Origin of the sequence: Streptomyces sp. NPDC053542 (genome assembly GCF_044544685.1) — a bacterium.
GTDB lineage: Bacteria > Actinomycetota > Actinomycetes > Streptomycetales > Streptomycetaceae > Streptomyces.
Window position 1 is genome coordinate 779865 of the sequence record NZ_JBITXL010000003.1, and the last position, 22733, is coordinate 802597.

The following is a 22733-nucleotide window of genomic DNA, read 5'->3' on the forward strand; positions in this document are numbered from 1 at the left end:
GTGGCTCTCAGGCTTCCTTGTGGTCCTGCGGGGTTCTTACCGGGGCGTTGCCCGAGTACTCCCGGCTGATGGCGTCCGCGGTACGGCGCACCAGCGGGAGCAGTTTGAGGAGTTCCTCGGCGGAGACGACGACGTTCGGCGCGGAGACCGACATCGCCGCGACCAGCCGGCCGTCCGCACCGCGGATGGGTGCTCCGATGCAGTTGATGGACTCCTCGTGGCCACCGAGGTCGGTGGCCCAGCCCTGTTCGCGCACCTTGGCCAGCTCGGCCAGGAAGGCCGTGGCGTCGGGCGTCGAACGGGCCGTGTACTGGGGGTAGTCGAGCCGCTCGGCGACGGCGCGGCGCTCGGGCTCGGGGAGGTCGGCGAGCAGCAGCTTGGCGACGGCCGCGACGGTGATCGCGACGGGCTTGCCGATGCGCGAGTACATCCGGACCGGGTAGCGGCTCTCGACCTTGTCGATGTAGAGGACCTCGTTCTCCTCGTACACCGCGAGGTGGACGGTGTGGCCGACCTTCTCGTTGAGCTCGGCGAGGTGGGGGTGGGCGATGTCGCGGACGTCGAGGTTCTCGACGGCCTCCTGGGCGAGCGCGAAGAGCCGGGCGCCCAGGCGGTAGCGCTGGTCGGGCTGGCGGTAGACCATGCCGTGCTCGTGCAGGGTGCGCAGCAGCCGCAGGGCGGTGGACTTGTGCACACCGAGCCGGTCGGCGACCTGCTCCAGGTTGGCCGGTCCCTGCGCGAGGAGCGGCAGGATGCTCAGCGCCCGGTCGACTGTCTGACTCATGCTCGAACCTCGCTTCGCGAGGCCCGACCTGAGTCGGGCACGCACCTTTCGATGATTCGCTCGCTGCGCTCACTCATGAGGGGACCTCCACCCGTACTTCTTCAACCCCGGTCTCCGTCCAGCCGGGGCCGAGTCGCAGTGTCTCCCAGGCGGCCGCGTCGAGCGCGACGAGGTGGTCGGTGAGCTCGCGGGCCGGCGGGGTGCCGAGGTCGCCGGGGACGGTGAGGGAGGCGGCGGCCATGAGGTGGCCGTGCCGGATGCGGTCGAAGACGGGCAGGCCGCGCAGGGTGGCGGAGAGGAAGCCGGCGGCGAAGGCGTCGCCGGCCCCGACCGGGGCCGCCACCTCGACCTTGAGCGCGGGCGCGAAGGTCACGGTGTCGGTGCCGTCGGGCTGCCGCTCGTACACGGTGGCCCCCTCGCCGCCCTGCTTGACGACGAGGACGCCGGGCTCGGGCAGCGCCGTGCGCACGGCGGCCGGGCCGTGCACGTTCCAGGCGGCCGCGGCCTCGTCCTCGCCGACGAAGACCAGGTCGCAGCCGCGGGCGAGGCCGAGGAGGATTCCGGGCGCCGCGTCCGCGCGGTCCTGCCAGAGGCCGACGCGGTAGTTGAGGTCGAAGGAGACGAGCGGGCGGCCCGGACGACGCTCGGTGATCGTCTTCAGGACGTCGAGGCAGCCGTCGGAGAGGGCGGCGGTGATGCCGGTGACGTGGACGACGCGGGCGTCCCAGAGGGCCTGTTCGTCGAGGAGCGCGGGGGTCATCGCGGAGGCGGCGGAGCCGGCGCGGTAGTAGACGACCTCGGCGAGGTCCTGTCCCCCGTCCGCCTCCGCCTCCGTCTCCGGCTCCGGCTCCGCGCCGGTGGCCCGCTCCCCCGCCGTGCGGAAGTAGATGCCGGTCGGGCGCTTGGGGTCGCGCTGGACGTGGCCGACATCGACGCCGTGTGCGGCGATCGCCTCCAGGAGGTGGTCGCCGAAACCGTCGGCGCCGACCCGGGAGATCCACCGGGCGGGGTGCCCGATGGCGGCCAGCGCGCAGGCCACGTTGGACTCGGCGCCGCCGATGCCGCGGTCCCAGGAGTGCACGTCGGCGAGTCTGCCGGGGCGTGCGGGCAGGAAGGTGACCATGGACTCGCCCAGGCAGACGACGTCGGTGGTGACGTGCGGTGGCGTGGTCGCTGTGGTCACGGTGTTTCCCTGCTCCTTGCGGTGGGTGGTGCGGGGCCGTGGCGGTGGGGCGGGGGCGTGTTCAGCGCTGTGTTTCCCGCGTTTCCCCACCATTGACCCGACGATGAAACGGATGCTAGACAGCATTCAGCGATATGCGCAATGGGCGTTGCAGATGCTGCAACAGGAAATTTGAGGAGACATCCCATGGCCGCCGATCCCCAGTCCGACCACCCCATCGGACAGCTCGCGGACGAACGGGTGGACCACCGCTTCAAGGCCCTCCCCCCGGACGCGGAAGGACTCACGGTCGGTGCCCTGGCGGCCCAGCGCCGCAACCTCTTCACCGGCGGCTTCACCACCCCGGTCCTGGCCCTGTCCGCCGAGTCGGTCGAGCACAACCTCGCCCTGATGGAGGACTACTCCACCCGGCACGGCCTGGCCTTCGCGCCGCACGGCAAGACCTCCATGTCCCCGCAGCTCTTCGCGCGCCAGGTGGCGCACGGCGCCTGGGGCATCACCGTCGCCGTGCCGCACCAGGCCCGCGTCTGCCGCGCCTTCGGCATCCAGCGGATCTTCCTCGCCAATGAGCTGGTGGACGCCGCCGCGCTGCGCTGGCTGGCCGGCGAGCTGGCCGCCGACCCGGACTTCCGCTTCGTCTGTTACGTCGACTCGCTGCGCGGCATCGAGCTGATGGACGCGGCCCTGCGCGAGGCCGGCGCCACGCGCCCGGTGGACGTCGTCATCGAGCTGGGCGCGGGCGACGCCGCCCGTACCGGCGTCCGCGACGAGGCCACCTGCCTGGACCTGGCCAACGCGATCGCCGCGGCCGACACCCTCCGGCTGGTCGGCATCGCCGGGTACGAAGGCGAGGTGCCGGACGCGAACGCCGAGCGGATCGCCGCCTGGCTGCGCCGCCTCGTCGCGCTCGTCACCGACTTGGACAAGGCGGGCCGCTTCGCCGACCTGGACGAGATCGTGCTGAGCGCGGGCGGCAGCGCGTGGTTCGACACGGTCGCCGAGGTCTTCGCCGAGGTACCGGAGCTGTCCCGGCCGGTACTGAAGCTGCTGCGCTCCGGCGCGTACGTCTCGCACGACGACGGCCACTACCGCCACCTCACCCCCTTCAACCGCCACCCCGACGAGGGCGCCCTGCAGCCCGCCTTCCGCCTGTGGGCGCAGGTCGTCTCGCGCCCCAACGGCACGCAGGCGTTCGCCAACGCGGGCAAGCGGGACGCGGCGTACGACCTGGACCTGCCCGAGGCGCAGGTCGTACGGTCCGCGCGCGACGGCGCGGTGCGCCCCGCCGACGGCATCGCCGTGACCGGCCTCTCCGACCAGCACGCCTGGATCAGCACCGAGCCGGGCACCGGGCTGGAGGTCGGCGACTGGATCGGGATGGGCCTGTCCCACCCGTGCACGTCCTTCGACAAGTGGCAGCTGATCCCGCTGGTCGAGGCCGACGGCACGGTGTCGGACTTCGTCCGCACGTTCTTCTGAGAGGCCCGCCCGTCCACATCCCAGCCCGTCCGGCGTTTGAGGGCAACGCGGCCGGAGGCCGTGTGCCCCGTCCACCGGCCGCAAGAAAGGCAACCCCCATGGACACCGTCCTCCGCGACGTCAGCGTCATCGACGGCACCGGCGGTCCCTCCTACCGCGCCGATGTCGCGCTCGACGGCGGCCGGATCGCCGCCGTCGTACGGGAGGGCAGCGGCGACCGCCCGACGGCCCGCCGCACCATCGACGCAGCCGGCCTGGCGCTGGCGCCCGGTTTCATCGACATGCACGCCCACAGCGACCTGGCGCTTCTGCGAGACCCCTCGCACGAGGCGAAAGCCGCACAAGGCGTCACCCTCGAAGTGATCGGCCAGGACGGCCTGTCGTACGCGCCCGTCGACGACCGCACCCTCGCCGAGGTCCGCGCGCAGATCGCGGGCTGGAACGGAGGGGGTCCCTCCCGCTCGAGCGAAGCCGAGAGCGGGGGCGGCTCGGACATCGACTTCAGCTGGCGGTCGGTCGGCGAGTACCTCGACCGGCTGGACCACGGCTTCGACGGCCACGGCATCGCGGTCAACGCCGCGTACCTGATCCCGCAGGGCACGGTCCGGATGCTGGCGATGGGCTGGGACGACCGCCCGGCGACCGACGCCGAGCTGGCCCGCATGAAGCGGCTGGTCGCCGAGGGCCTGGAGCAGGGCGCCGTGGGCCTCTCCTCGGGCCTCACCTACACGCCCGGCATGTACGCCTCGGACTCCGAACTGGCCGAGCTGTGCCGGGTGGTGGCCCGGTACGAGGGGTACTACTGCCCGCACCACCGCTCGTACGGCGCGGGCGCGCTCCAGGCGTACGAGGAGATGGTGGACCTCACGCGCGAGGCCGGCTGTGCGCTGCACCTCGCGCACGCCACCATGAACTTCGGCGTGAACAAGGGCCGGGCCCCCGAGCTGCTGGCCCTGCTGGACGCGGCGCTGGACGACGGCGCGGACATCAGCCTGGACACGTATCCGTACACCCCCGGCTGTACGACGCTGGTCGCGATGCTGCCGAGCTGGGCGAGCGAGGGCGGCCCGGACGCGATCCTCGCGCGGCTGCGGGACGACGCCGAGGCGGCCCGCATCCGGCACGTCGTGGAGGTCGAGGGCGCGGACGGCTGCCACGGCGTCCCGATGGAGTGGGACACGATCGAGATCTCCGGCGTCTCGAACCCGGACCTCGCGGAGTACGTCGGCAAGACGGTCGCGCAGAGCGCGGCCGAGCGCGGCGAGGAGCCGTGGGTGACGGCCCGCCGGCTGCTCATCGAGGACCGGCTCGGCTCGACGATCCTGCAGCACGTCGGGCACGAGGAGAACGTCCGGCAGATCATGCGGCACCGCGTGCACACGGGCGGCAGCGACGGCATCCTGCAGGGCGCCAAGCCGCACCCGCGCGCGTACGGCACGTTCCCCCAGTACCTGGGCAAGTACGTCCGTGAGCTGGGCATCCTCTCGCTGGAGGAGTGCGTCGCGCACCTCACCGGGCGGGCAGCGGCGCGGCTGCGGCTGCCGGACCGGGGGCTCGTCCGCGAGGGATACCGTGCCGACCTGGTGCTGTTCGACCCGGAGACGGTGGCCGCGGGGGCGACCTTCGAGGTGCCGCGGACGCTCCCGACGGGCATCCCGCACGTGCTGATCGACGGCCGCTTCGTGATCGAGGACGGCAAGCGGACCGACGTCCTCGCGGGCCGGTCGGTGCGGCGCACTCCCGTGGCGCGCGGCTGAGTCGAAGCTCACACCGCCTCCGGGCGCCGCGCCGGACGTCCTGCGGATTCCGTCGTCCGGCTTCGATGACGAAGCGCTCGATGGTGAGCACATGCGAAAAATCGGCCATGCGTCATCCGAGTCTTGGAATGTGCAGTGGGGCGGGTGGGAAGCCGCCCGCCACCTGCGTATCGGCAGGTCCCGGCGTGGCCCATAACACCGGGCGGGCGTCCGCGCCCGCCCGTAAGGTGGCGGACATGCAGGTGATCCAGTCAACCAAGCTCGCCAATGTCTGCTACGAGATCCGTGGCCCGGTTCTTGAGGAGGCGATGCGGCTGGAGGCGGCAGGTCATCGCATACTCAAGCTGAACACCGGCAACCCCGCCGCGTTCGGCTTCGAGTGCCCGCCGGAGATCCTGGAGGACGTCCTCCGCAGCGTCGGCACGGCGCACGGCTACGGCGACGCGAAGGGCCTGCTCTCCGCCCGGCGCGCGGTGATGCAGCACTACCAGACCCGCGGCATCGAGCTGTCCGTCGAGGACATCTACCTCGGCAACGGCGTCTCGGAGCTGATCCAGATGTCGATGCAGGCGCTGCTCGACGACGGCGACGAGGTGCTGGTCCCGGCCCCGGACTACCCGCTGTGGACGGCGTCGGTCTCGCTGTCCGGCGGTACGGCCGTGCACTACCGCTGCGACGAGCAGGCGGACTGGATGCCGGACCTGGCCGACATCGAGCGGAAGGTCACCGACCGCACGAAGGCCATCGTCGTCATCAACCCGAACAACCCCACGGGCGCGGTGTACGACGAGGAGCTGCTGCGCGGCATCGCGGAGATCGCCCGCCGGCACAACCTGATCGTCTGCGCCGACGAGATCTACGACAAGATCCTCTACGACGGCGTGACCCACACCCCCTTCGCGTCCCTCGCCCCCGACCTGCTGACGCTGACGTTCAACGGCCTGTCGAAGGCGTACCGGGTGGCGGGCTACCGCAGCGGCTGGCTCGCGGTCTGCGGCCCGAAGGCGCACGCCACCTCGTACATCGAGGGGCTGACGATCCTCGCGAACATGCGGCTGTGCGCCAACATGCCGGCCCAGCACGCGGTGGCGACGGCGCTCGGCGGCCGTCAGTCGATCAACGATCTGGTGCTGCCGGGTGGCCGGCTGCTGGAGCAGCGGGACGCCGCGTTCGACCTGCTCTCGCAGATCCCGGGCGTCAGCTGCGTGAAGCCCAAGGGCGCGCTGTACGCGTTCCCGCGGCTGGACCCGAAGGTGTACAAGATCAAGGACGACCGGCAGATGGTGCTGGATCTGCTGCGCGCCGAGAAGATCATGATCGTGCACGGCACGGGCTTCAACTGGCCGGAGCCGGACCACTTCCGCCTGGTCACGCTGCCGAACAAGGACGATCTGACGGACGCGGTGACCCGGATCGGCAGCTTCCTGGACGGTTACGGTCAGTACTGAGCGGGCTCTTTCTCTGTACGCGGGACAACTTTAGACTCAGTCCAAGGTAGGATGGTCTCCTGACGTTGCCAGGAGGCCATTCCATGTACGAGCCGATCCGCACCAAGTCGGTCCACACCATGGCCGAGCAGGATGACTTTCCGCACCGCTCCCGCGAGGAGGAGCTGGACATCCGGCTCGCCGGGCATCTGACCGCACTGCTGACCACCCTCGACGAGCTGCGCGCGCTGACGCCCGACGGCTCGCTCGACGACGCCGCCGACCGGCTCGCCGAGCAGGTCGCCCGGCTGCGCGGCGGCGACTTCCCGCTGCGCGCCCGGCCGTCCGGCGGCGACCCGGAGCGGCTCCCCTCGCTCCACCGCCGCGTCCACACCCTCGCGGGGAACGCCCTGGTCGTGGCGAACTCCCGGGGCGACAAGGCGGCCGCGGAGCTCGCCGCCGAGCTGCTGAAGGCACACTCCGAAGCGGGGAAGCTGGCCACGGCCTGACCCCCGCCCCGGGCAGGGGCCCAAGACGTCCGGGGGCGGGCGGTGCTCACTCCGGCCCGCCCCCGGACTTCCACCTCAGCCATCAATTGAGGAACCCCCGCGGCGAGCAACCACCTCCGCGAGAGCGGCGGCGGTTCAGCCGCAAAAAAGGGTTAGCCGAGGCGCTTTACCAGCGCGCGGTACTCGTCCCACATCTCCTTCGGCGTGTGGTCACCGAAGGTGTTGAGGTGCTCGGGGACCAGCGACGCCTCGTCGCGCCAGACGTCCTTGTCGACGCTGAGCAGGAAGTCCAGGTCCGCCTCGGGCAGGTCCAGGCCCTCGGTGTCCAGCGACTCCTTGGTCGGCAGGATGCCGATGGGGGTCTCGACGCCCTCGGCCTTGCCCTCCAGGCGCTCCACGATCCACTTCAGGACGCGGCTGTTCTCGCCGAAGCCGGGCCAGACGAACTTGCCCTCGTCGTTCTTGCGGAACCAGTTGACGTAGTAGATCTTGGGCAGCTTGGCCGGGTCGGCGTTCTTGCCGACCTTGACCCAGTGGCCCATGTAGTCGCCCATGTTGTAGCCGCAGAACGGCAGCATGGCGAACGGGTCGCGGCGCAGCTCGCCGACCTTGCCCTCGGCCGCGGCGGTCTTCTCCGAGGCGACGTTGGCACCGAGGAAGACGCCGTGCTGCCAGTCGAAGGACTCGGTGACCAGCGGTACCGCGCTGGCGCGGCGGCCGCCGAAGAGGATCGCCGAGATCGGCACGCCCTTGGGGTCCTCCCACTCGGGCGCGATGATCGGGCACTGGCCGGCCGGGGTGGTGAACCGGGCGTTGGGGTGCGCCGCCGGGGTCTCCGACTCCGGGGTCCAGTCGTTGCCCTTCCAGTCGATGAGGTGGGCGGGGGTCTCCTCCGTCATGCCCTCCCACCAGACGTCGCCGTCGTCGGTGAGCGCGACGTTGGTGAAGACGGAGTTGCCCCACAGGGTCTTCATGGCGTTGGCGTTGGTGTGCTCGCCGGTGCCGGGCGCGACGCCGAAGAAGCCGGCCTCGGGGTTGATCGCGTAGAGGCGGCCGTCCTCACCGAAGCGCATCCAGGCGATGTCGTCGCCGATGGTCTCGACCGTCCAGCCGGAGATCGTGGGCTCCAGCATCGCGAGGTTGGTCTTGCCGCAGGCGCTCGGGAACGCGGCCGCGACGTACTTCGGCTCACCCTGCGGCGGGGTGAGCTTGAGGATCAGCATGTGCTCGGCGAGCCAGCCCTCGTCACGCGCCATGACGGAGGCGATGCGCAGCGCGTAGCACTTCTTGCCGAGCAGGGCGTTGCCGCCGTAGCCCGAGCCGTAGGACCAGATCTCGCGGTCCTCGGGGAAGTGCGAGATGTACTTCGTGGAGTTGCACGGCCACGGCACGTCCTGCTCGCCCTCCGCGAGCGGGGCGCCGAGGGTGTGCACGGCCTTGACGAAGAAGCCGTCGGAGCCCAGCTCGTCCAGGACCGGCTGGCCCATGCGGGTCATGGTGCGCATCGAGACGGCGACGTATGCCGAGTCGGTGATCTCCACGCCGAGCGCGGAGAGCGGCGAACCCAGCGGGCCCATGCAGAACGGGACGACGTACATCGTCCGGCCCTTCATCGCGCCGCGGAAGATGCCCTGCTCACCGGAGAAGATCTCCCGCATCTCCGCGGGGGCTTTCCAGTGGTTCGTCGGACCCGCGTCCTCCTCCTTCTCGGAACAGATGAAGGTGCGGTCCTCCACACGGGCGACGTCCCTCGGGTCGGAGGCCGCGTAGTAGGAGTTGGGCCGTTTGATCGGGTCGAGCTTCTTGAACGTTCCCTTGGCGACCAGTTCCTCACACAGGCGGTCGTACTCCGCCTCAGAGCCGTCGCACCACACGATGCGGTCCGGCTGGGTGATCGACGCGATCTCATCGACCCAGGCGATGAGCTCCTGGTGGTTGGTCGGGTGCTTGAGGGAGGGAGCCGCGTTGTCGCGCGCCACGATCGCTCCTAGATGAGGGGTTGACGAACATCAGCACAATGTCCGCTTTTGAAGATGTTGGCCCCTTGGGGGCTGCGACCCGGATGCTTCGTGACCGCTCATCCGGTGCCGACCGCACTCATATGATCATCCGTCCCCGACCGGATTCTGTCCAGAGGGCCCCCTCGTGACCGTCACCACTCAGCGGACTGATCCGTAACTTACGGTGGCGTAGATAGGGTGGCGGCCATGTCTTCCGCGCCCGAAGCCGCCGACACCCGCACTGCCGAAAGCACAGCTCAGGCCGTGACCTCCGCGGTCTCCGCGCTGGCCACCCCCTTGAAGCCGAAGCTCCGGGGGTGGCTGCACGCCGGAATGTTCCCGGCGGTCCTCTTCTCGGGTGTCATGCTCACCGCACTGGCCGACAGCACCCGGGGCCGGGTGGCGTGCGGCGTGTACACGCTCACCGCCTGCCTGCTCTTCGGCGTCAGCGCGATATACCACCGGGGCAACTGGGGCCCACGAGTGCTGGGGATCCTGCGCCGGCTGGATCACGCCAATATTTTTCTGATCATCGCGGGCACCTACACCCCGCTGACGATCCTGCTGCTCCCGGACGGCCGCCGGGATCTTCTGCTGTGGGGCATCTGGGTGGCCGCCGCCCTCGGCATCGCCTTCCGCGTCTTCTGGGTCGGCGCGCCGCGATGGCTCTATACGCCGTGCTACATCGCGATGGGCTGGGCGGCGGTCTTCTTCCTCCCGGACTTCCTGCAGAAGGGCGGCATCGCCGTCCTCGTGCTCGTGATCGTCGGCGGGCTGCTCTACAGCGCGGGCGGCGTGATCTACGGGATCAAGCGCCCGAACCCGTCACCTCGGTGGTTCGGCTTCCATGAGGTCTTCCACTCCTTCACCCTCGCGGCCTTCGTCGTGCACTACGTGGGCATCTCGCTGGTGGCCTATTCGCACGCCTGACCCCGCGGCCACCTGCCAGGTCACGGCGGTCACCCCGGCCAGCACCAGGGCGAGGACCACCGCGGTCCCGCCCACCAGGAAGCCGCCCACACACACCGCGGCGGCCGCAACGACCGCTCCGTGCATGGCAGTACGCATCCGCAACACCCCCTCCAGCTCTCACTGAATGTGACTGTGCGCTCTTAGAGCGTTACACATCCCACTGACAACGGGGAGACCGCCGGAGGGGGCCGGGGCGGTCGGGGCGGCTGGGGCGGCCGCAGGAGGCGGGCCGGGCTGCCTTACAGGTCCACGAGCACCGCGCCGAGGTGGCGGCCCTCGGTCAACTCGCGCAGCGCGCGCGGGGCCTGCTCGATTCCCTGGAACCGCACGTGCGGGAAGGTGAGCGTGCCGTCGCGCAGCCCCTGGCCGAACTGCCGGTTCCACTCCGGGACGAGGTCCAGGTGGTCGAAGAGGGCCATGCCGCGCAGCGTGATGCCGCGCGCGAGGACCGACAGCGTGTCGATCTCCGTCATGGCCGTCCCGGTGGCGGACATCTGGGCGGCCAGCGCGCCGACGATCGCTATCCGGGCACCGCGGTTGGCGAGGGTGAGGGCGGCCTGCAGCTGCTCGCCGCCCACGTTGTCGAAGAGCGCGTCGACGCCGTCCGGCGCCGCCTTGCGCAGCTGGTCCAGGATCGGCCCCTCGCCCCGGATCACCACCGCGTCGTAACCGAGCCCGTCCATGAGCCGCTCGGCCTTGGCGCGGGAGCCCGTACTGCCGATGACGCGTACCGCGCCGCGCTGCTTGGCGAGCTGCCCGGCCAGCGACCCCACGCCGCCGGCCGCCCCGGTGATGAACACGGTGTCCCCGGGGCGCACGTCCGCACCCCGCCCGATGCCCATCAGGGCGGTCGGCCCCTGCGAGAGGTAAGCACCGGGGTCGGGCAGCAGGTCCGGCTCCAGGCGCTGCGCCTGAGAGGCGTCCATGACGGCGAACTCGCGCCAGCCGAGACGGTGTTCCACCAGGTCACCGGGGGCGAAGTCGGTACCGGGCGCGGCCACGACCTCGCCCACGGCGGCGCCGTGCAGCGGGGCGCCGATCTCGTAGGGCGGCATCGGCACGGCGCTCTGCTCGTCCATGAGGGTGCGCATCACGGCCGCGACGCCCATGGTGGTGGTGCGGACGAGGATCTGACCGGGCGCCGGTTCCGGTACGGGCACTTCGGCGATCTCGAAGAGTGCGTCGGTGACCGCACCCGTGGGGCGGGCGGCCAGCCGGACTTCGCGGTGGGTGGTGGGCACTTCACTGCGGATGGTCATGGGAGCGACGCTAGTGCCCGTCTCCGTACGACGGTACGAATCCGCACAGTTGCGCGAATCCGTACGCCGGTACGGAGACGGGCCCGCTCCCCCGCGGTCAGCGCTCCTTCAGGCGCTGTGGTCAGTGCTCCTTCAGGCGCTCCGCCAGTTCGCCCGGGTCGGCGGTGGGCCGCTCACAGGTGAAGTCGCGGCACACGTAGGCGGCGGGGCGGCCGCCCAGCAGCGGCCGGTCCTTCAGGAGCGCCACCTCCTCGCTCCCGGGTTCGCCGACGGCGACCACCGTGCCGGGCGCGGTGCCCAGCAGCGCGGCGCGGTGCAGTTCGCGGGTGGCCTCGTCGTCGTACGGGCCGACCACCGCGACCTCGCGCGGGCCGTCCAGCAGGGCCTCGGCGGCCGCGAGCCCCCAGCCGATGAAGCGCGGGGCGCGGCCGCTGAGCGCCTTGACGATGCCGAGCGCCTGCTCGGCCGCCTCCCGGTGCGGCGAGCTGCCGGTGAGCGCCGCGTACGAGAGCAGGGCGCCGGCCGCCGCGGTCCATCCCGAGGGCACGGCGTTGTCGGTCGGGTCCTGCGGTCGGCGGATCAGCGTCTCCGCGTCGTCGGCCGTGTCGTACAGCGAGCCGTCCGGCCCCCGGAAGTGGATCAGCACGGTGTCCAGGAGCAGGCCCGCGAAGTCCGCCCAGACGCCCTCGCCGGTCACCTGGGACAGCGCGAGGAAGCCCTCGGCGACGTCCGCGTAGTCCTCCAGGACACCGGAGTTGGTGCCGGGGACGCCGTCGCGCGACGTGCGGTGCAGCCGCGCGCGGCCGTCCATGTGCACGCGGACCAGCAGGTCGGCGGCGTCGGTCGCGGCCTGGACCAGGTCGGGCCGTTCGAAGTACGCACCGGTCTCCGCGAGCGCGGCGATGGCCAGGCCGTTCCAGGCGGCCACGACCTTGTCGTCCCGGCCGGGACGGGGCCGTTCGTCACGCGCCGCGCGCAGCCGCTCCTTGATGCCCTGGATCCGGTCGGCGTCCAGCAGGCCGTCGGTGTCCGGGAGCTGGAGCACGGAGGCGCCCTCCTCGAAGGTGCCCTCCTCGGTGACGCCGAAGTAGTCGGCGGCCACCTGCGCGTCCTTCTCCCCCAGCACCTCGGTCAGCTGCTCGGGCGTCCAGACGTAGTACGCCCCCTCCACGTGCCTGCCCGACCCGTCGTCGCTGTCCGCGTCCAGCGCGGAGGCGAACCCGAGCTGGTCGGTGCGGAGTTCGCGGACCATGAAGTCGGCGGTCTCCAGGGCGATGCGGCGGGCGAGGCCGGAGCCCGTGGCGCGCCACAGGTGCGCGTACACCCGGCACAGCAGCGCATTGTCGTACAGCATCTTCTCGAAATGCGGAACTACCCATTCCGCGTCCACGGAATAGCGTGCGAAGCCGCCGCCGAGCTGGTCGTAAATGCCGCCGCGCGCCATTGCCTCGCAGGTCGCCGTGACCATTTGCAGCGCGCCTTCGGAATCGGTGCGCGCGTGGTGGCGCAGCAGGAATTCCAGCACCATCGACGGCGGGAATTTCGGCGCGCCGCCGAATCCGCCGCGGTTCGCGTCGAATTCCCGGGTCAGCTGCATGAGGGCGGCGAGCAGGTCCTCGCGCTCCGGCGGCTGTACCCCGCCGGCCGACAGCGAGCGGCCCGCGAGATCGCGCACGATCTTCCCCGCGACCTCGCCGACCTCCTCCCTGCGGTCCGCCCAGGCGCTCTTCACGCCCTCCAGGACCTGGGAGAACGAGGGCATGCCATGACGCGGCGTCGGCGGGAAGTAGGTACCGAAGTAGAACGGCTCGGCGTCCGGCGTGAGGAAGACCGTCATCGGCCAGCCACCGTGCCCCGTGGCGGCCTGCACGGCCTCCATGTACACGGCGTCGACGTCCGGGCGCTCCTCGCGGTCCACCTTCACCGACACGAAGTTCTCGTTCAGCAGCGCGGCGGTGGCCTCGTCCTCGAAGGATTCGTGCGCCATGACGTGACACCAGTGGCAGCTGCTGTACCCGACGCTGAGCAGCACCGGGACACCGCGCCGCCGCGCCTCCTCGAACGCCTCGGTGGACCACGGCCACCACTCGACCGGGTTTTCGGCGTGCTGGAGCAGATAGGGGGAAGTTTCATGGGCCAGGCGGTTCGGCATGGGGCCATCCTCTCGCACGGGTGCGCCCGGACGGTGCGTGACGGTTCCGCCGGGGGCCGCAATGCCCGGCACGGCGGATGTTTCACGGTCCGTGTGACACGTCCGGGCGGAGTTATCCACAGGGCTGCCGGATTCGGCGGGCCCCGGCACCGGTCGCCAGAGGGTCCAGGGCAGGGAAAAGTGGGAGGCAGGACCCGAAGCCGAGCGGAGGCGTTCATGAGGGGCGACGAGGGCGCGGGGTCGCGGACACGTCCGGGGCCGGCCTGCCTGGTGACCGGGGCGACGGGCTATATCGGGGGCCGGCTGGTGCCGGAGCTGCTGGCGGCCGGCCACCGGGTGCGGTGCCTGGCCCGGTCGCCCGGAAAGCTCCGCGACCACCCGTGGGCCGACCGGGCGGAGGTGGTCCGTGGCGATGTGACCGACGAGGCGTCCGTCCGGGCGGCCATGCAGGGCATCGACGTCGCGTACTACCTGGTCCACGCGCTGGGCACCGGTTCCGGCTTCGAGGCCACCGACCGGGAGGCCGCGCGCGTCTTCAGCGAGCAGGCTGCCGCCGCGGGCGTGCGGCGCATCGTCTACCTGGGCGGTCTCACCCCGCAGGACGTGCCCGAACGGGAACTGTCACCGCATCTGCGCTCCCGGGCCGAAGTGGGGCGGATCTTCCTGGATGCGGAGGTGCCCGCCACCGTGCTGCGCGCCGCGGTGATCATCGGCTCCGGCTCGGCGTCCTTCGAGATGCTGCGCTACCTCACCGAACGGCTGCCGGTCATGGTCACCCCCAAGTGGGTGCGCACCCGGATCCAGCCGATCGGCGTGCGGGACGTGCTGCGGTATCTCGTCGGCAGCGCCGCCATGCCTCCCGAGGTGAACCGCGCCTTCGACATCGGGGGGCCGGACGTCCTCACGTACGTGGCGATGATGCGCCGCTACGCCGAGGTCGCCGGCCTGCCCCGGCGTCTGATCGTGCCCGTACCGGTCCTGACGCCGCGGCTGTCCAGCCTCTGGGTCGGCCTGGTCACGCCCGTGCCGGGTTCGATCGCCCGGCCGCTCACCGAATCCCTGCGCCACGAGGTCGTCTGCCACGAGCACGACATCGCGCGGTACGTCCCCGACCGGCCGGGACAGCCGGTCACCGTCAACACCGCACTCGAGCTGGCGCTGCGTCGCGTACGGGATGCGCAGGTGACCACCCGCTGGTCGTCCGCCGCGGTGCCCGGCGCACCCAGCGACCCGCTGCCCACCGATCCCGAGTGGACCGGCGGCAGCCTGTACACGGACCAGCGGGAGCTGGCCGTCGACGCCTCGCCGGAAGCGCTGTGGCGCGTCATCGAAGGCATCGGCGGCGACAACGGCTGGTACTCCTTCCCGCTCGCCTGGGCCGTACGCGGCCGGCTGGACCGGCTGATCGGCGGCGTCGGACTGCGCCGCGGCCGGCGTGACCCCCACCGTCTGCGGGCGGGGGACTCCCTGGACTTCTGGCGCGTCGAGGAGATCGAACCGGGACGGCTGCTGCGGCTGCGCGCCGAGATGCGGCTGCCCGGCCTGGCCTGGCTGGAAATGCGCGCGGACCGGGACGAGGCCGGCCGCACCCGCTACCGCCAGCGGGCCCTCTTCCACCCGCGCGGCCTGCTGGGACACGCGTACTGGTGGAGCGTGTCGCCCTTCCACGCCGCGGTGTTCGGCGGTATGGCCCGCAATATCGCGCTGGCCGCCGCCAGGGCCACGACCGGTCACGGAGGCAGCGGAACGCGCCGCGCAGTGCCTGAATGACAGCCGCGGCCCCCGATACCGCCCGAGCGCCCGCGCAGTTGACAGTGGGCCGTCCCCTTGACCGGCCCCGACCAGGAGTGGCGCGATGACCGTCCCGATCGTTCTGTTCACCGCAGATCTGCGGGTGCACGACCACCCGCCGCTGCGCGCGGCGCTCGCCTCCGCAAAGGGCTCCTCAAAGGGCTCCTCAAAAGAAGTGCTGCCGCTGTTCGTACGTGACACCGCCATCGAAGCGGCGGGCTTCGCCGCGCCGAATCGCCGGGCGTTCCTGGCGGACTGCCTGACCGACCTCGATGCGGCCCTGCGTGACCGCGGCGGCCGGCTGGTGGTGCGCTCGGGCAGCACGGTGGAACAGGTGTGCCGGGTCGCCGCGGAAGTGGAGGCGCACGAGGTGCACATGGCCGCCGGAGTGAGCCGGTTCGCGCTGCTGCGGGAGGCCCGGCTCCGGGAGGCCCTGGAGTCGGCGGGCCGGCGCCTGCGCGTGCACGACGCGGTGACCACCGCGGTCCCGCCCGGCGCGGTGACTCCGGCGGGATCGGACCACTTCGCGGTGTTCACGCCGTACTTCCGCCGCTGGTCGCAGGTGTTCGGGCGGACTCCCTCGGCCGCTCCGGGAGCGGTACGCGTGCCCAGTGACGTCGCGTCGGAGGAACTGCCCTCCCGTGCGTCGGTGACCGGGGTGTCGGAGGGGCTGGCCGCGGGCGGGGAGACCGAAGGCCGTAAGCGCGCGACGGCATGGCGGCGGGCCGGCCTCGCGGAGTACGAAGACCGCCACGACGATCTGGCCGGGGACGCGACCTCCCGGCTCTCGCCGCATCTGCACTTCGGCACGCTCTCCCCCGCGGAGCTCGTCCACCGTGCGCGCCGCGCCGGAGGGGCGGGTGCCGAAGCGTTCGTCCGGCAGCTGTGCTGGCGGGACTTTCACCATCAGGTGCTGGCGGCCCGGCCCGCGGCGGCCGTCGCGGACTACCGGACCCGGCACGACCGCTGGCGGTCGCAGCCGGCGGCGTCACGGGAGATCGCCGCCTGGAAGGCGGGCCGTACGGGATACCCGGTGGTGGACGCGGCGATGCGCCAGCTCGCCCACGAAGGCTGGATGCACAACCGAGGGCGGCTGCTCGTCGCGAGCTTCCTGACCAAGACCCTCTATGTCGACTGGCGGATCGGCGCCCGCCACTTCCTGGACCTGCTGGTGGACGGAGACATCGCGAACAACCAGCTCAACTGGCAGTGGGTGGCCGGCACCGGCACGGACAGCCGGCCCAACCGCGTGCTCAACCCCGTGCTTCAGGGCAAGCGGTACGACCCCGACGGCACGTATGTCCGCCGCTGGGTGCCCGAACTGGCCGGAATCGCGGGGGCGGCCGTGCACGAACCGTGGAAACTGCCGGGACCGGAGCGGGCCCGGTACGACTATCCCGATCCCATCGTCGCGCTCTCCGACGGCAGGGACCGTTTCCAACGGGCCCGTGGCCGGGCCGGTTGAGCGCATCCGGGCCCGGACGGGCCCGGAGAGAAACGAGGAGGCAGTGCATGCGTGTCGGTCTTCTGCGGGCCGTCGGGGCGGCGACGGCCGTCTACGGGCTGGTGGTCGCGGCCCGTCCCGAACTGCTCGCCAAGCCCTCCGGGCTGGTGGACGACGACGGCCGGACGGCACCGGCGACCCGCATCGCGCTGCGCCCGCTGGCCTGGCGCGACGCGGCGAGCGGACTCGCCATACTGTGCGCGCCGCGCGACGGGACGGCGCTCCGGACGGCCGCACTGGTGCGGATCGCGGCGGACTTCGGCGACGCGGCGCTCCTGGGCGCGTCCCTGCCCGGCCGTGGCACGCGGCGGAAAGCGGTGGCGGTGTCCCTCGGCTGGGGCGCGCTGTCCGTCGTCGGGCTGCTCGCCACCGGCCGCGAGGACTGAGCCGGCTGACCGCGGCAGGCGCCCCGGGTCCGCCTCGGGCGTCTCTGCTCAGCCACGGCGGCATCAGCCTCCGCCGTCCATGTGACACGTCCGGGCGGAGTTATCCACAGGGCTGCCGGAATTGACGGGGAGACGGGAGACTGGGCGTACAAAGCGATCATCGCTGGAGGGGGATCCGGATGACGGGCTCATCGGCTGTTCTGCGCGACGCCCATCGCGCGGACGCGGACGCGCTGTTGACGCGCGCGGTCGAGGAAGAGGTACGCCGCTCGGGCGGGCGCGTCGACGGGGGTGTCCTGCTCGGCAGGGCCCGCGACGCGCTGGACCAGCTGGCGGCCGGCGCCGCCGAGGAGTACGGCGCGTATGTGCGCGCGCTGGACGAGGCCGCGGCGGCGCGGCGGCCGCTGACGGAGCGGCTGACCCGCAAGGAGACCGGCACGCCGGCGGTGGTCACGCTGGTCGCGGCGGTCACCGCCGTCGCCGCCGACCTGGCGTACGGCACGGGCCCGGGGCCCGCGCTGGGCACGGGCGCCGCGGTGGCGGTCGCGGGGGCCGCCGCGACGGTCCTGAAGCTGACGGCGGGGCACTGGCCGGCCGCGCACCAGCAGGCGGGGATGCGCGGCCAGCCGGGCGGCCCCGAGCAGCTGCGGCTGCAGTGGCTGACGGCCCTGGAGGTGCGCGGCATCCGCCCGTTCCTGGACCAGCAGCGGATGCTGACGGCGGCGACGCGGAACAGCGGGGCGGGCAGCGGCAAGGGCGCCGGGACGGCCGGGCGCGGGCCGCAGCTGCGCGGCGGCGACCGCAGCGCGGCGGCCCGCCGGCGGTCGGTGCTGGCCGAGTCCTTCCACCATCTCCCCGACCCCCAGGGCCCGTTCGCCGGCCGGCGGCCCCAGCTGACGCAGATCACCCAGTGGGTGCACGCCGCCCGCGCCAGTACGGAGACCAAGCCGACGGTGGTGGTGCTGCACGGCGAGCCGGGCTCGGGGCGGACGGCGCTCGCGGTGCGGGCCGCGCGGCAGCTGCGCGACCAGTTCCGCGGGGCGTGCGTGGTGGACCTGCGCGGCGAGACCCCGGGCGAGACCCCGCTGCCCACCCGGGACGCGCTGCTGCACCTGCTGAACCGCCTCGGGGCGCCGCGCGAGCAGCTGCTGTTCCGCGAGCGGCCCTCGCCCGAGCAGCACGTGAAGCGGCTGACGGAGCTGTACCACCAGCATCTGACCAATCTCCCGGTGGTGGTCCTGCTCGACGACGCCACCGACCCGGAGCAGGTCCGCACGCTGGTGCCGGACCGTTCGGAGTCCCTGGTGCTGGTCACGGCGCGGGAGCCGCTGGACCTGCCTGAGGGGCTGCCGGCGTGGGTGCACCAGCTGCCGGTGGGCCCGCTGGACACCGCGGGCGTCGAGGAGCTGCTGCGCGCCGCCGGTACGGAGAGCGAGGACGCGGCCGGGCCGTACGACTCCCAGGCGCTGGACCGGATCGGCGAGCTGTGCGCGGGGCTGCCGCTGCCGCTGCGGGTGGCGGGCTCCTCGCTCGGCCGGCGCGATCCGGCGACGCTCGCGGCGGATCTCGCGGCCTACGGCCCGGTGACGCCCGTGGAGCGGGCCCTGTGGCTGCGGTATGCCGATCAGTCCGAGACGGAGCGGCGGCTGCTGCGCCGCCTGGCGCTGGTCGGGCGGGCCAGCCTGGGCACCGCAGCGGCGGCGGCGCTGCTGGGCGTCGAGGAGGAGGAAGCGGAGCGGCGGCTGGGCCGGCTGGCCGAGGCCGGTCTCGTCGAGCACGTCCGCGGCAGCCGGTACCGCCTGCACTCCCTGGTGCACCGCTTCGCGCACGCCCGGCTGCTGGACGAGGAGGACCCGGCCGAGCGGTCCACCGCCCAGGAGCGGCTGATGCGCAGCTACGCCGAGCTGGCCGACTCCGTGATCCGCCTGGTGGACGGCAACACCTCCACCCGCGCCGACCGCTTCGGCTCGCACGGCTTCACCTCGCTCGACGCGGCGCTGCAGTGGCTGGACGACGAGACCAGCTTCATCACGGCCGCGCTGCGCCACGCCGACCAGGACGTGGACCAGGCCACGCTCTCCCACCTCCTCGGCGCGCTCGCGGACTACTGCCTGCTCCGCGGCGACCTGTACCGCCTCGGCGAGCTGAACGAGCTGACGAAGGCCGCCGACAAGGGCCTGCTGGCCCGCTCGGTCCAGTGGCGCACCGGCGTCGCGGCCCGGCAGCTCGGCGAGCTGGACAAGGCGCGTACGACGCTGTCCTCGGTGGTCGACCTGTACTTCGAGGCGGAGCATCCGGCGGGCGCGGCGCGCGCCCTGCGCGACCTGGGCATCACCCTCCAGCAGCAGGGCAATCTCACCGAGGCGGCGGCGAAGCTGCGGGAGGCCCTGGCGATGCAGGGCGGGGACGCCATGCGCGGCGACCGCGCGTGGACGCTGCACGCGCTGGCGGCGGTGGAGCGGGACCGGGCCCAGCTGGCCGAGGCGTTCGCGCTGCTCGACGAGGCGCTGGAGCTGCACCGGGAGAGCGAGAGCGTGCACGGCCAGGCGTGGGCGCACTTCCAGCTCGGCCAGGCGTGCCTGCGCCAGGGCGATGTGCCGCGGGCCGAGCGCGAGCTCCAGGAGGCGCTGGAGCTGTACGGCCGCACGCACGACGAGCGCGGCGAGGCGTGGGCGATGACCCAGCTGGCCCGGGCCCGGCTGGTGGACGGCGACCCGGGCCCCGCGGTGGACCAGCTGCGCCAGGCCCTCCCGCTGCACCGCCGGCACGAGGACGCCCGGGGCGAGGCGTGGACGCTGTACTACCTCGGCCAGGCGCTGGAGGAGACCGGCGACAAGGACGGGGGCGTGCGGCAGCTGGACCGGGCGCGGACGATGTTCAGCCGGATGCAGGACGCGTACGGCCTGGCGTGCGCCCGGCACCACTCCGGGCGGATCACCCGTGACCTGCGGGCCGCGCAGACCGGCTCGCTGCGCAACAGCGGCTTCGCGCGCCAGCTGCTGCAGGACGCCCGCCGGGACTTCCAGCGGATCGGGGTGCCGCACAGCGAGGCGTGGTCCTGCCTGGAGCTGGCGGTCATCGACGCGGGGAACGGCCGGAGCGCGCAGGCCCTGGAGCTGGCCGACGAGGCGGCGGAGATCTTCGCGGGCTACGGCGACCGGCGCGGCGAGGACTGGGCCCGCTTCCTGCGCTGCACACTGCTGCCGCTGGCCTCGCCGGGCGGCTCGGTGGTGGGCACGGCCGTCGCCCAGGAGGAGCTGGCGGAGCTGCGGCGCTCCCCGCACCCGGCCCGCGACTCCAAGCTGGAGGACTGCGCCGAGGCGTACGCCGTGCTGCTGGACCGCGGCGTCGAGCCGGAGACCGGCTGGCAGGCATGGCGCCTGGGCATGGTCCCGACCCGCCACGCCCGCGAAATCATGGGCGTTCCGCTGGAGTCCATACGCAGGACGGACGGACCGCGGACGACACCGTCGTAACGGGCCGCGCTCCCGCAACAGGCGAGCGCGCAGCCCGCTGCGGGGTGGGGGCGGCCCGCCGCCCAGGGCAGCGCGAAGCCCGGCCGGGCGGTATGCCGGACCGGCCGGGCGGCGCGGGGCCGCGGAACGGGACGGGCAGCAGCCACCGAGGGTGGCCGCCGCCCCCGCTCAGCTGGTCTTCGGAGCCCCCTCGGCCGGAGCCGCCGGCGCAGCGGTGCTCTTCGCCGGCGCCTCCGCCCCGTCACCGCCGTCCGCGGCGGCGCCGTCGGTACCGGCCGCGTCGCCGCCCTTGGCGGTCGCCGCGTCCGGCTTCTCTTCGAAGTCGACCTTCCGCATGTGCTTGTTCATCGACTTCATCAGCAGCCAGACGGCGCCGCCGATGACCGCGAAGACGATGAAGCCAAGGACTCCGGGGGTCACCTTGTTCTCGTCCAGCTCCTTGGCAAGGGGGACGAGATGAGTCATGGCGAGGGTGCTGGTCGCGCTCATCATGAGGTCAATTGTTGCGGATGCCTGCGAAGAGGTCGTCCTCGGGGAGGGAGGTGTCCACCAGAGACTTGGCGAGCTCGTACTCCTCCGTGGGCCAGACCTCCTTCTGGATCTCCATCGGGACGCGGAACCACCCGCCGTCGGGGTCGATCTGCGTGGCGTGCGCGATCAGCGCCTTGTCCCGGATCTCGAAGTAGTCCGCGCACGGGATGTACGTGGTCAGCGTGCGCTCGGCCCGCTCGAAGGACTTCCAGCGCTCCAGCCACTCGCCGTACGGCGACTCCATGCCGCGCTCCAGCAGCGCCTCGTGGAGCGCGACCGTGCGCGGCCGGTTGAAGCCCTGGTTGTAGTAGAGCTTCAGCGGCTGGTAGGGCTCGCCCGCGTCCGGGTACTTCGAGGGGTCACCGGCCGCATCGAAGGCCACCATCGAGATCTTGTGGGTCATGATGTGGTCGGGGTGCGGGTAGCCGCCGTTCTCGTCGTACGTCGTGATGACCTGCGGCTTGAACGAACGGATCAGCTTCACCAGCGGCTCGGCCGCGGCCTCGACGTCCTGGAGCGCGAAGCAGCCCTCGGGCAGCGGCGGCAGCGGGTCGCCCTCGGGCAGCCCGGAGTCCACGAAGCCCAGCCACTCCTGCTTGACGCCCAGGATCTCCCGGGCCTCGTCCATCTCCTTCTTGCGCACCTCGTGGATGTGCGCCTCGATGTACGGGTCGCCCTGGAGCTTGGGATTGAGGATGTCGCCGCGCTCTCCCCCGGTGCAGGTAGCGACCAGCACGTCCACCCCCTCGGACACGTACTTGGCCATGGTGGCCGCGCCCTTGCTCGACTCATCGTCGGGGTGGGCGTGCACCGCCATCATTCGCAGCTGCTCAGTCAAGACTCGATCCTCAGTCAAGGGTCATGGGACGCCGTGGAACGACGCCTTCTATAGTGACCGAAGCGAGGGGGCATTTAATTCCAGGTCCCCCTTACCAGGAGGAAGATCATGGCCGCGGTGCGCGACGGACTGCCCGACGGACGGTACGGCCGTACCGCCGACGAGCGAGCCGACCGCAAGCTCAAGGTCATCGGCGCGGTGCTCGGCGCCGCGCTGGTCGGCGTGATCGCCTGGTTCGGCATCTCCTACATCGCCGGGCAGGACCTCAGCGGCCGCCTCGTCTCGTACAAGGTCGTCTCCGACTCGGCGGTGCAGGCGCATCTGGAGGTCGTGAAGGACGCGGACGCGAAGGGCGTGTGCACGCTGCGCTCGCAGTCCGCCGACGGCGCCGAGGTCGGCCGCAAGGACGTCCCGGTGGATCAGGCCAAGGGCCAGGTCGACACGGTGATCACGATCCGGACGACGGCCCGGGCGACCAACGCCGAGCTGGTCGGCTGCACGGCCTCGGACGCCCCGGGCGCAAGTAGCTGAGAGCCGGCCGGCGGCGCCCGTTCCGGGACTCGCCCGAAAACGCCTGACGGCCGCCCTGACCAGCGGTGACGTGTTTTTTGCGGTTTACCGCTCCCCCTTTTGTGCCGTAATTGTTAGGCTCGTGGTTTCGCCCACCCGAGAAGGCGCAAGCCTT

17 protein-coding genes are annotated in these 22733 nt (G+C 72.2%); 10 read left to right on the forward strand and 7 right to left on the reverse strand.

The features are described from left to right. Window positions 1–7: 7 nt before the first annotated feature. Both ACIGXO_RS11365 and ACIGXO_RS11370 read right to left on the reverse strand, forming a co-directional pair. Window positions 8–784 (reverse strand): IclR family transcriptional regulator, encoded by a 777-nt coding sequence (locus tag ACIGXO_RS11365; RefSeq protein WP_399783622.1) that lies wholly within the window; start codon window positions 782–784, stop codon window positions 8–10. Window positions 785–857: 73 nt separating this feature from the next. After that, window positions 858–1907, reverse strand: a complete 1050-nt coding sequence (locus ACIGXO_RS11370) for a sugar kinase (protein WP_399783894.1) — start codon at window positions 1905–1907, stop codon at window positions 858–860. Window positions 1908–2153: 246 nt separating this feature from the next. On the opposite strand from ACIGXO_RS11370, the gene ACIGXO_RS11375 reads away from it, so the two are divergent. The 4 genes from ACIGXO_RS11375 (at window position 2154) to ACIGXO_RS11390 (ending at window position 7139) form a co-directional block, all read left to right on the forward strand. Continuing rightward, window positions 2154–3446 carry an amino acid deaminase gene (locus ACIGXO_RS11375; RefSeq protein ID WP_399783625.1) on the forward strand — a complete coding sequence of 431 codons (1293 nt, stop codon included), beginning with the start codon at window positions 2154–2156 and terminating at the stop codon, window positions 3444–3446. 98 nt (window positions 3447–3544) lie between these two features. Next, window positions 3545–5203 carry an amidohydrolase family protein gene (locus ACIGXO_RS11380; RefSeq protein WP_399783628.1) on the forward strand — a complete coding sequence of 553 codons (1659 nt, stop codon included), beginning with the start codon at window positions 3545–3547 and terminating at the stop codon, window positions 5201–5203. A gap of 236 nt (window positions 5204–5439) precedes the next feature. Then, window positions 5440–6651 carry a pyridoxal phosphate-dependent aminotransferase gene (locus ACIGXO_RS11385; RefSeq protein ID WP_399783630.1) on the forward strand — a complete coding sequence of 404 codons (1212 nt, stop codon included), beginning with the start codon at window positions 5440–5442 and terminating at the stop codon, window positions 6649–6651. An 83-nt stretch (window positions 6652–6734) separates the two neighbouring features. Beyond that, the gene (locus ACIGXO_RS11390; RefSeq protein WP_399783633.1) at window positions 6735–7139 is read left to right on the forward strand and encodes a hypothetical protein; all 405 of its coding nucleotides are present in this window, start codon (window positions 6735–6737) and stop codon (window positions 7137–7139) included. Between the two features lie 152 nt (window positions 7140–7291). Here ACIGXO_RS11390 and ACIGXO_RS11395 read toward each other — a convergent pair whose 3' ends face one another. Beyond that, window positions 7292–9118, reverse strand: coding sequence for a phosphoenolpyruvate carboxykinase (GTP) (locus tag ACIGXO_RS11395; RefSeq protein WP_399783636.1), 1827 nt, complete (start codon window positions 9116–9118; stop codon window positions 7292–7294). Window positions 9119–9346: 228 nt separating this feature from the next. Here ACIGXO_RS11395 and ACIGXO_RS11400 point away from each other — a divergent pair, with 228 nt between their 5' ends. Next, on the forward strand, window positions 9347–10069 hold the full coding sequence (locus ACIGXO_RS11400) for a hemolysin III family protein (protein WP_399783639.1): 723 nt from the start codon (window positions 9347–9349) through the stop codon (window positions 10067–10069). A gap of 281 nt (window positions 10070–10350) precedes the next feature. Here ACIGXO_RS11400 and ACIGXO_RS11405 read toward each other — a convergent pair whose 3' ends face one another. Both ACIGXO_RS11405 and ACIGXO_RS11410 read right to left on the reverse strand, forming a co-directional pair. Next, window positions 10351–11370 carry a zinc-binding dehydrogenase gene (locus tag ACIGXO_RS11405; protein ID WP_399783642.1) on the reverse strand — a complete coding sequence of 340 codons (1020 nt, stop codon included), beginning with the start codon at window positions 11368–11370 and terminating at the stop codon, window positions 10351–10353. A 121-nt stretch (window positions 11371–11491) separates the two neighbouring features. Then, window positions 11492–13522 (reverse strand): thioredoxin domain-containing protein, encoded by a 2031-nt coding sequence (locus tag ACIGXO_RS11410; protein ID WP_399783645.1) that lies wholly within the window; start codon window positions 13520–13522, stop codon window positions 11492–11494. A gap of 216 nt (window positions 13523–13738) precedes the next feature. Here ACIGXO_RS11410 and ACIGXO_RS11415 point away from each other — a divergent pair, with 216 nt between their 5' ends. The 4 genes from ACIGXO_RS11415 (at window position 13739) to ACIGXO_RS11430 (ending at window position 20679) form a co-directional block, all read left to right on the forward strand. Then, window positions 13739–15292, forward strand: coding sequence for an SDR family oxidoreductase (locus ACIGXO_RS11415; protein ID WP_399783648.1), 1554 nt, complete (start codon window positions 13739–13741; stop codon window positions 15290–15292). An 85-nt stretch (window positions 15293–15377) separates the two neighbouring features. Then, window positions 15378–16778, forward strand: coding sequence for a cryptochrome/photolyase family protein (locus ACIGXO_RS11420; RefSeq protein WP_399783651.1), 1401 nt, complete (start codon window positions 15378–15380; stop codon window positions 16776–16778). 47 nt (window positions 16779–16825) lie between these two features. Next, window positions 16826–17203, forward strand: coding sequence for a hypothetical protein (locus tag ACIGXO_RS11425; RefSeq protein ID WP_399783654.1), 378 nt, complete (start codon window positions 16826–16828; stop codon window positions 17201–17203). Window positions 17204–17382: 179 nt separating this feature from the next. Continuing rightward, entirely contained in the window at window positions 17383–20679 is a 3297-nt protein-coding gene (locus ACIGXO_RS11430; protein ID WP_399783657.1) for a tetratricopeptide repeat protein, read from the forward strand. A 168-nt stretch (window positions 20680–20847) separates the two neighbouring features. On the opposite strand, the gene ACIGXO_RS11435 is transcribed toward ACIGXO_RS11430, so the two are convergent. After that, complete coding sequence (locus ACIGXO_RS11435; protein ID WP_399783660.1) at window positions 20848–21171, reverse strand: hypothetical protein; 324 nt, start codon at window positions 21169–21171, stop codon at window positions 20848–20850. A 4-nt stretch (window positions 21172–21175) separates the two neighbouring features. Continuing rightward, entirely contained in the window at window positions 21176–22048 is an 873-nt protein-coding gene (gene mca, locus ACIGXO_RS11440; protein ID WP_399783663.1) for a mycothiol conjugate amidase Mca, read from the reverse strand. Window positions 22049–22156: 108 nt separating this feature from the next. Here mca and ACIGXO_RS11445 point away from each other — a divergent pair, with 108 nt between their 5' ends. Continuing rightward, complete coding sequence (locus ACIGXO_RS11445; RefSeq protein WP_399783666.1) at window positions 22157–22579, forward strand: DUF4307 domain-containing protein; 423 nt, start codon at window positions 22157–22159, stop codon at window positions 22577–22579. The last annotated feature ends 154 nt before the right edge of the window (window positions 22580–22733 follow it).

Bases quoted from the DNA above. Each gene is read 5' to 3' on its own strand.
- ACIGXO_RS11365 (WP_399783622.1), bottom strand. From the start codon at position 784: ATGAGTCAGACAGTCGACCGGGCGCTGAGCATCCTGCCGCTCCTCGCG.
- ACIGXO_RS11370 (WP_399783894.1), bottom strand. From the start codon at position 1,907: ATGGTCACCTTCCTGCCCGCACGCCCCGGCAGACTCGCCGACGTGCAC.
- ACIGXO_RS11375 (WP_399783625.1), top strand. From the start codon at position 2,154: ATGGCCGCCGATCCCCAGTCCGACCACCCCATCGGACAGCTCGCGGAC.
- ACIGXO_RS11380 (WP_399783628.1), top strand. From the start codon at position 3,545: ATGGACACCGTCCTCCGCGACGTCAGCGTCATCGACGGCACCGGCGGT.
- ACIGXO_RS11385 (WP_399783630.1), top strand. From the start codon at position 5,440: ATGCAGGTGATCCAGTCAACCAAGCTCGCCAATGTCTGCTACGAGATC.
- ACIGXO_RS11390 (WP_399783633.1), top strand. From the start codon at position 6,735: ATGTACGAGCCGATCCGCACCAAGTCGGTCCACACCATGGCCGAGCAG.
- ACIGXO_RS11400 (WP_399783639.1), top strand. From the start codon at position 9,347: ATGTCTTCCGCGCCCGAAGCCGCCGACACCCGCACTGCCGAAAGCACA.
- ACIGXO_RS11405 (WP_399783642.1), bottom strand. From the start codon at position 11,370: ATGACCATCCGCAGTGAAGTGCCCACCACCCACCGCGAAGTCCGGCTG.
- ACIGXO_RS11410 (WP_399783645.1), bottom strand. From the start codon at position 13,522: ATGCCGAACCGCCTGGCCCATGAAACTTCCCCCTATCTGCTCCAGCAC.
- ACIGXO_RS11415 (WP_399783648.1), top strand. From the start codon at position 13,739: ATGAGGGGCGACGAGGGCGCGGGGTCGCGGACACGTCCGGGGCCGGCC.
- ACIGXO_RS11420 (WP_399783651.1), top strand. From the start codon at position 15,378: ATGACCGTCCCGATCGTTCTGTTCACCGCAGATCTGCGGGTGCACGAC.
- ACIGXO_RS11425 (WP_399783654.1), top strand. From the start codon at position 16,826: ATGCGTGTCGGTCTTCTGCGGGCCGTCGGGGCGGCGACGGCCGTCTAC.
- ACIGXO_RS11430 (WP_399783657.1), top strand. From the start codon at position 17,383: ATGACGGGCTCATCGGCTGTTCTGCGCGACGCCCATCGCGCGGACGCG.
- ACIGXO_RS11435 (WP_399783660.1), bottom strand. From the start codon at position 21,171: ATGATGAGCGCGACCAGCACCCTCGCCATGACTCATCTCGTCCCCCTT.
- ACIGXO_RS11445 (WP_399783666.1), top strand. From the start codon at position 22,157: ATGGCCGCGGTGCGCGACGGACTGCCCGACGGACGGTACGGCCGTACC.